This is a genomic window from Candidatus Pelagibacter bacterium nBUS_36, from assembly GCF_051201215.1.
Lineage (GTDB): Bacteria > Pseudomonadota > Alphaproteobacteria > Pelagibacterales > Pelagibacteraceae > Pelagibacter.
Genome location: NZ_CP172839.1, coordinates 682,715 through 694,921, shown reverse-complemented (window position 1 = coordinate 694,921; position 12,207 = coordinate 682,715). Strand labels below are relative to the sequence as shown.

The 12,207-nt window shown below is 25.4% G+C and carries 13 protein-coding genes; 12 read left to right on the top strand and 1 reads right to left on the bottom strand.

Going from position 1 to position 12,207, the window contains the following annotated elements:
• The first annotated feature begins 1 nt into the window (after position 1).
• From tsf to lpxB, 12 genes are all read left to right on the top strand, one after another.
• Entirely contained in the window at positions 2 to 853 is an 852-nt protein-coding gene (gene tsf, locus ACIJYI_RS03805) for a translation elongation factor Ts (RefSeq protein ID WP_435112892.1), read from the top strand.
• Positions 854 to 1,405, top strand: coding sequence for a ribosome recycling factor (frr, locus tag ACIJYI_RS03800; RefSeq protein ID WP_435112890.1), 552 nt, complete (start codon positions 854 to 856; stop codon positions 1,403 to 1,405).
• On the top strand, positions 1,402 to 2,076 hold the full coding sequence (gene uppS / locus ACIJYI_RS03795; protein ID WP_435112888.1) for a polyprenyl diphosphate synthase: 675 nt from the start codon (positions 1,402 to 1,404) through the stop codon (positions 2,074 to 2,076). The genes frr and uppS overlap by 4 nt, the downstream gene beginning before the upstream one ends.
• Positions 2,077 to 2,216: 140 nt before the next feature.
• Positions 2,217 to 2,726, top strand: a complete 510-nt coding sequence (locus ACIJYI_RS03790; RefSeq protein WP_435112886.1) for a phosphatidate cytidylyltransferase — start codon at positions 2,217 to 2,219, stop codon at positions 2,724 to 2,726.
• Positions 2,723 to 3,889 (top strand): 1-deoxy-D-xylulose-5-phosphate reductoisomerase, encoded by a 1,167-nt coding sequence (locus tag ACIJYI_RS03785; protein WP_435112884.1) that lies wholly within the window; start codon positions 2,723 to 2,725, stop codon positions 3,887 to 3,889. The genes ACIJYI_RS03790 and ACIJYI_RS03785 overlap by 4 nt, the downstream gene beginning before the upstream one ends.
• Positions 3,890 to 3,891: 2 nt before the next feature.
• Positions 3,892 to 6,120 carry an outer membrane protein assembly factor BamA gene (gene bamA / locus ACIJYI_RS03780; RefSeq protein WP_435112882.1) on the top strand — a complete coding sequence of 743 codons (2,229 nt, stop codon included), beginning with the start codon at positions 3,892 to 3,894 and terminating at the stop codon, positions 6,118 to 6,120.
• Entirely contained in the window at positions 6,120 to 6,632 is a 513-nt protein-coding gene (locus tag ACIJYI_RS03775) for an OmpH family outer membrane protein (protein ID WP_435112880.1), read from the top strand. Before bamA ends, ACIJYI_RS03775 begins: the two co-directional genes overlap by 1 nt.
• Positions 6,632 to 7,078 (top strand): 3-hydroxyacyl-ACP dehydratase FabZ, encoded by a 447-nt coding sequence (gene fabZ, locus ACIJYI_RS03770; protein ID WP_435112878.1) that lies wholly within the window; start codon positions 6,632 to 6,634, stop codon positions 7,076 to 7,078. The genes ACIJYI_RS03775 and fabZ overlap by 1 nt, the downstream gene beginning before the upstream one ends.
• 53 nt (positions 7,079 to 7,131) lie before the next feature.
• Entirely contained in the window at positions 7,132 to 8,112 is a 981-nt protein-coding gene (gene lpxD, locus ACIJYI_RS03765; RefSeq protein ID WP_435112876.1) for a UDP-3-O-(3-hydroxymyristoyl)glucosamine N-acyltransferase, read from the top strand.
• On the top strand, positions 8,109 to 8,888 hold the full coding sequence (gene lpxA, locus ACIJYI_RS03760) for an acyl-ACP--UDP-N-acetylglucosamine O-acyltransferase (RefSeq protein ID WP_435112874.1): 780 nt from the start codon (positions 8,109 to 8,111) through the stop codon (positions 8,886 to 8,888). Before lpxD ends, lpxA begins: the two co-directional genes overlap by 4 nt.
• A 1-nt stretch (position 8,889) precedes the next feature.
• Positions 8,890 to 9,684, top strand: coding sequence for an LpxI family protein (locus ACIJYI_RS03755; protein ID WP_435112872.1), 795 nt, complete (start codon positions 8,890 to 8,892; stop codon positions 9,682 to 9,684).
• Positions 9,681 to 10,817, top strand: coding sequence for a lipid-A-disaccharide synthase (gene lpxB / locus ACIJYI_RS03750; protein WP_435112870.1), 1,137 nt, complete (start codon positions 9,681 to 9,683; stop codon positions 10,815 to 10,817). The genes ACIJYI_RS03755 and lpxB overlap by 4 nt, the downstream gene beginning before the upstream one ends.
• Here lpxB and gltX read toward each other — a convergent pair.
• On the bottom strand, positions 10,794 to 12,194 hold the full coding sequence (gene gltX / locus ACIJYI_RS03745; protein ID WP_435112868.1) for a glutamate--tRNA ligase: 1,401 nt from the start codon (positions 12,192 to 12,194) through the stop codon (positions 10,794 to 10,796). The genes lpxB and gltX overlap by 24 nt on opposite strands.
• Between the last annotated feature and the right edge of the window lie 13 nt (positions 12,195 to 12,207).

Below are 12,207 nucleotides of genomic sequence, written 5' to 3'. Positions count from 1 at the left end.
TATGAGTGATATTGAAAATGTTAAAAAATTAAGAGAAGTAACTGGTGCTGGTTTTAAAGATTGTAATTTAGCTATCAAAGAGTCTAATGGTGATATTGATAAAGCTATTGAAATATTAAGAGTTAAAGGTATTTCAAAAGCATCAAAAAAAATGTCTCGAGATGCAAAAGAAGGTGTGATTGCTCTTAGCGGTAATGAAAAAAAAACTTCAGTTATTGAAGTTAATTGCGAAACAGACTTTGTTGCTAAGAATGAGGATTTTACAGATTTTGTTAAAGAACTCAGTGAATTGAATAATGAAAAAAATTCAAATGTTGACGAATTAAAAAGTTCTAAAATGAAAAATGGCCAATCTGTAGAAGATAATTTAGTCTCATTAGTTGCAAAAATTGGAGAGAAAATCACAATCGGCAAAACTAAAACAATAGAAAATGAAGGAACATTAAATAATCATTATTTGCACACAGTTGTAAAAGACAACATTGCAAAACTTGCTGTTGTTGTGTCGCTTGAAACAAAAGATAACTCTGATGTATTAAAAACCTTTGGAAAACAATTATCAATGCATATAGCAGCTTCAAATCCTATAGCTTTAGAGTCAAGTTCAATCGACCAAGCAGTTGTCGATAAAGAACAAGAGCTTGTTACTGAAGAACTAAAAAATTCTGGAAAACCTGAAGAAATTGCAAAAAAAATTAGTCTTGGTAAAATGAACAAGTTTAAAGAAGAAAATGCTCTTTTATCACAGGCATGGGTTATGGAGCCTAAGAAAAAAGTTCAAGATATTGTAAAAGAGCTATCAATTTCGGATTTAAAAATAAAAGAGTTTTATAGAATTAAAATTGGAGAATAAATGTTTGATGAAAAATCATACAGCACTAAAATGGATAAAGCCATTGAGGTATTTTCTAGAGAGTTGACATCATTACGTACTGGTAGAGCAAACGCAGCTATGCTAGATTTAGTTAAAGTTGATGTATACGGTCAACAAATGCCGATAAATCAAGTAGGAAGTATTACAACACCTGAACCAAGAATGATAAGTATACAGGTTTGGGATGCAGGAAACGTTGCTCTTGTTGATGCTGCAATTAAAAAATCTGATCTAGGATTAAACCCTCAAATAGATGGTCAATTAATAAGACTACCTATCCCAGAACTAAATGAAGAAAGACGTTCAGAATTAAAAAAATTGATAAAATCAATTGGTGAGAAATGTAAAGTTTCAATAAGAAATATTAGAAGAGAAGCAAACGAAGAGTTAAAAAAACTTCTTAAAGATAAAGAAATAGGTGAAGATGAAGAAAAATCATCTGAAAAAAATGTTCAAACAATTACAGATAATCATATTAAAACTGTAGAAGAAAAAGTTTCTTTAAAAGAAAAAGAAATAATGACGATATGAACCCATTAAATCATGTGGCCATTATCATGGATGGTAATGGTAGATGGGGTATTAAAAATAAAAATTCAAGAAACGCTGGTCACAAAGCAGGATTAAAAACAGTTGAGCTTATAATAAAAAATTCAATAGACCATAATATAAAATTTCTTACGCTTTATGCTTTTTCAACTGAAAATTGGAAAAGACCCAAAAAGGAAATAAATTATCTTTTTAGTTTATTGGAAAATTTTTTAAAGAATAAATTAATCAATTTTAACAAACATAATATTAAACTTAAGATTATTGGAAAAAAAAATTTTTCAAAAAACTTGAATAATCTATTGAAGAAATCAGAATCAAAAACAAAAAATAATACAAAAATTCAAGTCAATTTAGCCTTAAATTATGGTGCAAAATCAGAAATTATAAATGCAGTAAATAAATTGAATAAACAAAATTTAAAAATTACAGAAAAAAATATATCATCTCACCTATATACAAAAAATATACCTGATCCAGAATTATTGATTAGAACAGGAAACACAAAAAGATTAAGCAACTTTTTACTATGGCAATTGTCTTATTCTGAAATTTTTTTTGAAAAGAAATTATGGCCAGATTTTAATACAAATAATTTTAATAAAATTATTAGAAAATATAAAAATTTAAAAAGAAACTTTGGATCAATTTAATGAATAATGAAATCTACAAAAGAATATTTAGTTCTTTTTTATTAATTCCCTTATCTGTTTTTTTTATAGTCAAAGGTTCATTTTTTTTTATTTTCTTTTTACTAATTTGTTTTTTAATAACTTTATATGAGTGGTATATGATGAGTAAAAAGAAAAAATTTTCTTTGATAGGTTATATTTTTTTATCTTTTTCATTCTATTCAGTGATTGAATTAAGAAATAATTTTCCAGGTGAATATTTTTATTTATTGTTGATTACGACTATATGTGTCTCTACAGATGTTGGTGGATATATATTTGGTAAAACTTTTAAAGGTCCTAAATTAACAAAAATTAGTCCCAATAAAACTTATTCTGGAATGATAGGAGGTTTTTTTTTATCAATAATATTGAGCAGTATATTCATTAATAATTTTGATTTATTTCAAAAAAAAATTGAATTTACTATTGAAATTTTTTTTATTGTTCTTTTGGTTTCTGCTGTAAGTCAAATAGGAGATATAGCAATTTCATATTTTAAAAGATTATCTAAAATTAAAAATACAGGAAATATTATTCCAGGACATGGTGGATTATTGGACAGAATAGACGGTATGATTTTTGCTTTTCCATTTTCTTACATAATTTTGTCTTTGAGTCCTCTTATATGAAAAAAAATATTGCAATTTTAGGTTCTACTGGATCTATAGGAAAAACACTATTCAGTATAATCAAAAAAAATAAAAAAAATTTTAAAATTGTTCTTTTAAGTTCAAATAAAAATTATAAGGATTTATTAAAACAAGCATATTTTTTTAATGTAAAAAATTTAATTATAACAGATCACAATAGTTTTAATGCTGTAAAATCAAAAAAATTAAAAAAGAAGATAAATATTTACAACAATTTTGATGATTTAAATAAGATATTGATAAAAAAAATAGACTACGCCATGTGTTCAATCACTGGTATTGCTGGATTGGAACCAACTTGTAAAATTATCAAACATACAAAAAAAATTGCTATAGCAAATAAAGAAGCAATCGTATGTGGATGGAATATTATAAAGAAAGAATTAAAAAAAAATAAAACTAAATTTATTCCAGTTGACTCAGAACATTTTTCAGCTTGGTTTGGTGTAAAAGGTTTTTCAAATAAAGAAATAGATAGAATAATTTTAACTGCATCGGGCGGTCCTTTTTTAAACTATCCTGTAAATAAATTTAAAAATATTAATAAAAAAATGGCTCTAAAGCATCCGAATTGGAAAATGGGTGAAAAAATATCTATAGACTCAGCAACAATGATGAATAAAGTTTTTGAAATAATTGAAGCTAGAAATATTTTTGATATTTCATATAAAAAATTGTCTATTCTTGTTCACCCAAATTCATATGTCCATTCAATTATTAATTTCAAAAATGGTATGACTAAATTAATAATTCATGACACCAATATGTTGGTACCAATACAAAATACATTGTTAGACGATTTTAAAAGTACTTATATTACAAGTAAACTTGATATAAATAGATTAAATCATTTAGGTCTACAAAAAATAAACTTTAAAAAGTTTCCACTAGTTAAAATTTTAGATAATCTACCTGATATTTCATCTCTTTACGAAACTTTAATTGTGTCTGCTAATGATAAATTGGTAAATCTTTTTTTGAATAATCAAATAGATTTTTTAGATATTCAAAAATATTTATTTAAGATTTTAAATGATAAAAATTTTAAAAAATTAAAGAAAATTCAACCCAAAACTGTCAATGACATAATCAATTTGGATAATTATCTGCATACAAAAATCACAAAATTAATATATAAATAGCCATGTTAAAAATTTATATATTTTTAATTTTTTTTATTTTCTCCAGTTTATCTGCAGAAGTTATTAATAAGTTAGAAGTTAAGGGTAATCAGAGAGTCTCAAGTGAAACAATAAAAATGTTTGCTAATGTTTTAGAGGGAAATGATTTTGATAGGAATGATTTTAACACAACCCTTAAAAACTTATATAATACAAATTTTTTTGATTTAATTGAATTAAAAATTGTCAATGATACTTTGCTAATATATGTCGAAGAATTTCCAATAATTCAAAATGTTTCAATAGAAGGAATTGATAAACAAAAAATTAAAGATGAATTGTTCAAAAATATTACTTTTAAACCAAGAACTTCATTTAACGAAATTTTTTTAGAAAAAGATAAAAATAAAATCACAGATATTCTTAAAAAATTTGGATTTTATTTTTCAAAAACACAAATAATAATTAAAGATCTTGAAGATAATAAAATTGATATAGTTTATCAAATAGAAACTGGAGAAAAATCTAAAATTAAAAAAATAACTTTTCTTGGTGATAAGATCTATAAGGATAATAAATTAAAAAGTATAATTGTTAGCGAAGAATATAAATTTTGGAAATTTATTTCAGGTAAAAAATTTTTAAACGAGTCAATAATTTCATATGATGTAAGTTTATTAAAAAACTTTTACTTAAACAGAGGTTATTATAACGTAAAAATAAATTCATCATTTGCAAAACTTATAGAACAAAATGAGTTTGAGTTAATTTATAATATTGATCCAGGTGAAAAAATTTTATTTAATAAATTCACTTTAAATTTTCCACAAGATTTTGATTTATCAAACTACAAAAAACTAAATAAATATTTTGATGATTTGCATCTAAAACCTTATTCCTTAAATGATGTTGAAAAAATCATTGATGAAATACAAATTATTACAACTAATGAACAATTTGAGTCAGTAAATGCAACAATTAAAGAAAGTATAGTTGAAAACAAAATTGACATTACTTTCAATGTTATTGAAACTGAAAAGTCTTTTATAAAAAAGATAAATATATTTGGAAATAATGTTACTGCAGAGTCGGTTATCAGAAATCAAATTTTAGTTGATGAAGGTGATCCATTTAATGAGATTCTTTTCTCCAAATCTATAAACAATATTAAAGGATTAAATTTTTTTAGAGATGTTACATCTAATATTAAAATAGATAATGAAGATAAGTCAAAAACTATTGATATATCAATATCTGAAAAACCTACTGGAGAAATATTTGCTGGTGCGGGTACTGGTACAAATGGAGCAACAGTATCATTTGGAGTTAAAGAAAATAACTATTTAGGTAAAGGTGTGTCAGTTGACACAAATGCTAATATTTCTAAAGACTCGATCAGAGGACTTTTTGTTGTAAATAATCCAAATTATAAAAACTCTGATAAAAGTGTAAATTTTAGTATTCAGGCATCTGAAGACGATAAACTTGATACATATGGGTATAAATCTACAAGAACAGGGTTTTCATTTGGAACACGATTTGAATATTTTGATGATTTGTTCTTTGGTATGTCTACAGATAATTTTGTTGAAGATATAGTTGTTACTAGTGAAGCGTCTAATAAACAAAAAAAAATGGCAGGTAATTATCTTGATAGTTTTATAAGTTTTGATTTTAATTTTGATAAAAGAAATCAAAAATATGCAACTTCGAAAGGTTACTACAGCTTTTATAATATTGATCTTCCTGTTTTAAGTGATACAGGCACGCTAAATAATACTTATAAATATAAATATTTCACTGAATTATTTGAAAATAATATTTCAAGCTTTTCTTTTTTACTTGGATCTTCAATATCTGCTAATAATAAAGACATTAAATTGTCTGAAAGATTATTTATTCCAGCTTCCAGATTAAGAGGCTTTGAAAGAGGTAGAATTGGTCCTAAGGATGGTGATGATTTTATAGGTGGAAACTATATGTCAGCAATAAATTTATCTTCATCAATACCTCAAATTTTTGAAAATTCTCAAAATCTTGATGTATCATTTTTTATTGATGCTGCTAATGTTTGGGGAATTGATTACGATAAATCCATTTCAGACAACAGTGAAATTAGATCTTCAATAGGCATTGGTCTTAATTGGACTACAATAGTTGGGCCATTAAGCTTTTCATTAGCGCAACCAATAACTAAAGCTGATACTGATGTTACAGAAACATTTAGATTTAACTTAGGTACAACATTTTAATGAAAATTATCAAAAATTTATTTTGTATTATACTTGTATTTTTTTTTACTTCGTTGAATTCATACGGTGATGATACGATAAAATTTATTGATGTAGACAGCTTGCTTGAAAAAAGCATAATTGGTAAAAAGATTATTGATGATTTAAATACCACAAATCAAAATAATTTAAAATTACTAAAACCAAAAGAAAAAGAAATTAAAGAAAGTCAAAACGAGATTAATAAACAAAAAAATATTATTTCAAGTGATGAATTAAATATAAAAATTGATGAATATAAAAAAAAAGTTTTGATATTTCAAAATGAAAAAAAGAAACTAATTGATAATTTTAATAAACAAAAACAAAAACAAATAAATGATTTTTTTAATCAAGTTACACCTATAATAAATGAATATATGGAAAAAAATAACTTAAGCATTATTTTTGATAAAAAAAATATTTTTATTGCTAAATCAGATAGTAATATTACAGCTGATATAATTAAATTAATAAATGAAAGATTAAAATAATGGAGACGTTAAATAAAGATCAAATAAAAAACCTTCTACCACATAGAGAGCCTATGTTGTTAATTGATGAGTTGACAAATATTAAGAAACTTTCATCGGCTACAGGAATTCTAAATTTAAGGAAAGATAGTCCATTTGTTCAGGGACATTTTCCAGGTCAACCAGTTATGCCTGGTGTCTTGATAGTTGAAGCGTTTGGGCAAACAGCTGCAGCACTAACTGCGCATGGCATAGATAAGGAAACTTATGATAATAAACTTGTTTTTCTAATGAGTGTTGAAAAAGCTCGTTTTAGGAGCCCTGTAATACCAGATTGTAAACTTGAATTAAGAATTGAGTCTATTAGATCTCATGGCCGTGTTTGGAAATATAAAGGTGAAGCCTTTGTGGGTGAAAAGAAAATGGCTGATGCTCAGTGGTCAGCTACAATTGTTGATAGAAAATAATTAGTAATATTTATTGATAAGCAATTAATCTTTGTTTTGATAAATAATATTTAATGATTAATCCTTTCTTTAAAAATTCAGGTCCATTTAAAATTCATGATATTTTAAAATTATGTGATATTGAAAATATTTTTAAATATAAAGATGCAAGTATTTCTAATATAAAAGACCTTGTTACAGCCTCAAGTAAAGATATTACTTTTTTCCATTCAAAAAAATACGAAACTGCAGCCAGTAATACTAAAGCAGCTTTTTGCGTAACAACAAAAAAATTATCTCACATTTTACCTAATAATTGTCAACCTATTGAAGTAGAAAATGTTCTCATTTCAACAGCAAAAATTACTAAAATATTTTATCAAAATGCTATTAGTGATGATTTTGACTCTAATGTAACTGCTATTGAAAACACTTCTTTTCATAAAAATACAAAACATGGGCAAAATGTATTAATAGGGAAAGATGTAAAAATTGGCTCTAACTGTTTAATTGGACATAATACAATAATCGAAAGCAATGTTGTTGTAGGTAACGATTGTTCTATTGGATCTAATGTTATTATTAGAAATTCATTGATTAAAAACAATGTTTCTATTTTAGACGGATGTGTAATTGGAAAAAAAGGATTTGGATTTTTTCCAAATCAAAATGAAAATATTAGATATCCTCACATTGGCATTGTTATAATTGAAGATAATTGTGAAATTGGATGTGGATCAACAATTGATAGAGGTTCTTTATCTAATACAATTATTGGAAAGAATACTTATTTAGACAATCAAGTTCATGTCGCTCACAATAATAAGATTGGTGAAAATTGTATAATTGCTGGTCAGGTTGGGTTTGCTGGTAGTTCTACTATTGGAAGTAATGTTATGATTGGTGGACAAGCTGGAATTTCTGGTCATTTGAAGGTTGGTAATAATGTTCAAATAGGTGGTGGTTCTGGTGTGATTAAGAATATTCCTAATAACACTAAAGTAATGGGTTATCCTGCTAAAGATTTAAAAAAATTTATAAAGGACAATAAGTGATCCATAAAACAGCTATAATTGACTCTAAAGCCAAAATTGCATCAAATGTAAAAATTGGTGCATATTCTGTTTTAGGTCCAGACGTTGAAGTTAATGAAAATACAATAATTCATTCACATGTGAGTATTTCTGGACAAACTATAATTGGTAAAGAAAATAAGATTTATCCTTTTGCATCAATTGGCAATGATCCACAAGACCTAAAATATAATGGTGAAAAGACAAAGTTGATAATTGGTGATAACAATACAATAAGAGAATATGTAACAATAAACCCAGGCACAAGCGGAGGTGGGAGTAAAACAAAGATAGGTAACAACTGTCTATTTATGATTTCCTCTCATGTTGCTCATGATTGTATAGTAGGTGATAACGTCATTATAGCAAACAATGTTCCTCTAGGAGGCCATGCAATAATAGAAGATAATGTTGTTATAGGTGGAAATTCTGCTGTTCAGCAATTTACAAGGATTGGTAAGATGGCTATGATTGGTGGAATGACTGGAGTATTGCACGATGTAATACCTTATGGTTTGTCAACTGGAAATAGAAACTCACTTCAAGGATTGAACTTAATAGGGTTAAGAAGAGCCAAGTTTGAAAATAAGGATATTTTAGAACTTAGTGATGCTTATAAGAAAATTTTTGCCACAAAAAATATCAATGAAAATATAAGTAAATTGAATGGTTCTTTTCAAGAAAATTCATTGGTTAAAAACGTAATTGATTTTATAACAAAAGATAAAAAAAGATCTATTTGTACTCCATTTTCTTAATATGATTGGTTTAATATTTGGTGATACTGATTTTCCAATTGAAATTCTAAAAACTATCAAAAAAAAGAAAATTAATTATTTAATAATTGATTTATCAAAATCTAAGAAATTTAAAAAAGATAAAAAATCTTATTCAGTTTCTATAGGTCAATTTGGTAAAATTATTAATATTCTTAAGAAAAGTAATTGTAAAAAGATCTTATTTGCTGGAAAGGTAGATAAACCAAACTTATCTGAATTAAAATTAGATATAAAAGGTATTTACTATATTCCAAGAATAATTAAAGCATCTAAGCTTGGAGATGCAGCTATACTCAAAGAAATTATTAAAATTTTAGCTCAAAACAAGATTAAGACAGAAAATTCACTAATATTTAATCCTGAGCTATATTTAAAAAAAGGAAATTTTTCAAAGATTAAACCAAATAAACAAGACCAATTAGATATTACAAAAGCAATTAAAACATTAAATAGTTTAAGAGAGTATAATTTTAGCCAAGGAGTTGTGGTCCGAAACCAAAAAGTAATTTCTATAGAAGGAAAAGGAGGCACTAAAAAAATGCTTGAAAAAAGTAGAAGCAAAAAATTTAGAAATCACGGAGTTTTAGTTAAATTTCCAAAAAAGAAACAAGACCTGAGAGTAGATCTTCCAACGATTGGATTAAAAACTTTAAAACAAAGTAAAACTGCTGGATTAAAAGGTATTGTAGTTAAAAATAAACAACATGTTTTTTTAGATAAAATTAAATGCATTAAATTTGCAAACAAAAATAAAATGTTTATCTCAGTAAAATGAAAAAAATATTTATATTAACTGGTGAACCTTCTGGAGATAGGCTTGCCTCTAAAGTTATATCTAAACTTCAAAAAAATGATAATAATATTCAATATCTTTGTGTTGGTGGAACACATTTAAATTCACTGGGAATAAAATCTATTTTTGACCTTAAAGAAATTACTTATATTGGCTTCACAAGTGTTTTGCTAAATATTTTTAAAATTAAAAAAAAAATAAACAATACTGTTGAAGAAATAATAAAATTCAATCCAGATATTTTGTTTAGTGTAGATAGTCCTGATTTTACCTTAAGAGTTGCAGAAAAAGTCAAAAAATTAAACAATAAAATTAAGACAATTCATTATGTGGCTCCACAAGTATGGGTTTGGAGAGAAGGTAGGGTAAAAAAGTTTAAAAAGTTTTTGGATCATATTTTATTACTATTTGATTTTGAAAAAAAATATTTTGACAAAGAAAATATTCCAAATACTTTTGTTGGACACCCATTATTAGAGCAAGAAACAAAAAACAAAATAGATCTATCTAGTATAATATCAAATAATAAAAAGATAATTTCTCTTTTTTGTGGCAGTAGATCATCTGAAGTAAATTTACTTTTACCTATATTGATTGATTTTATAGATATGATGAATTCAAAATTTGACAACTTCACTTATGTTTTTCATTCTACAGCTGAAAATAAAAATTTAATTAATGAAAAAATTAATAACACAAATCTTAAAAATGTTGAGATTATCTCTGATGAAAATATTAAAAAACAAATACTAAATAAATCTATTTTTGCAGTTTCAAAATCTGGAACAATTTCTCTTGAAATTTGTAATGCAAAAGTTCCTTCTATAATTATTTATAAAATGAATTTTTTAAATTTTTTAATTGTTAAAATGTTGGTGAAAATTAAATTTGCTAACATTATCAATATTATTAACAACCAAGAAATAATTCCCGAGTTAATCCAGAAAGAATGTAATGCTAAAGAAATTTATCATTCAGTTGTTTATTTTTTGAAAAATCCAGAGCTTATGAGTAAACAAATTGAAGTATGTGAAAAAACATTAGGTCAAATTAGATCAAAAACTTCATCTTCTGAAGAAGCATCATCTTTATTAAGTAAATATCTTATTTCCTAATCTTTTTTGCACTTCTTCTTTACCTAAGGATATTATTATATCGTACAAACCTGGCCCAAATTTTGACCCTGTTAATACCACTCTTAAAGGTTGACCAACACCTTTAAAATTAGTTTCATATTTTTTTATTAAATTGTTTACCAAAGGTTCAAGTGTTTCTTTATTTAATTCATTTATTGAAACTAAATTTTTTTTAAATTCTTTAATTATATCTTTTGCTTTTTCATCAATTAATTCTAAATCTTTTTCTTCAAACTTCAGATCATCTAAGATTATATATTTTGCATTATTAAATATATCCTCCAAGGTCTTAGCTTTATTTTTTAGAAAAGTTAATGAAGGTTTAATCTTAGTTTCTTTTTCTGGTTTAATTTTTTCTTTATAAATTTCACAATATTTAACAAGATGGTCATACAGTTCATTCTCATCTATAGTTTTAATGTAATGTTCATTCATTGATAATATTCTGCTCATATCTAGTTTAGATGGAGATTTACCAATTCCTTCTAAGTTAAAATGCTGAATACTCTCAGCTAATGTAAATATTTCTTTATCTTTGTATGACCAACCTAATCTTAACAAATAATTTCTAAGTGCATCTGGCATAATTCCTATTTTAGAATAATCATCTAATGTTGATGCATTATCTCTTTTTGATAATTTCTTACCTTCTATAGTATGTATTAAAGGAATATGAGCAAATAAAGGAACATTCCATTTCATAGCTAAGTATATTTGTATTTGTTTAAATGTATTAATTTTATGATCATCACCTCTGATTATATGTGTCATGTTCATCTGATGATCATCTACAGTTGCAGAAAGATTATATGTTGGTGTTCCATCATTTCTTAATATTATAAAATCTTCTATTGTAATATTCTCAATTTCAACATCTCCTTGCACTAAATCTTTTAATATAGAAGTTCCTTCTATCTTGCTTTTAAATCTAATTACTGGTTTTATATTTTTTGGCGCATCATTTTCGGTAAGATCTCTACATTTTCTATTATAAGTGTATGGAAGTTTTTTTTGTCTAGCTCTCTTTTTTTGATTTTCTATTTCTTCACTTGAGCAATAACATTTGTAAGCATTATTTTTTTTAAGTAGTTCATTTGCTACATTTATATGATTATCAATTTTTGTTGATTGAATGTATTCTTCACCATCATGTTCAATACCAATCCATTTTAAAGATTTGATAATTTGAATTTTATGTTCATCTTTAGATCTTTCTTTATCCGTATCTTCAATTCTTAGATGAAAAGTTCCATTTTGATTTTTTGAATATAACCAATTAAATAGTGCTGTTCTTACACCACCAATATGGAGTGCACCAGTAGGTGAGGGCGCAAAACGCGTTGCAACTTTTGACATTTGTGATGTTTAG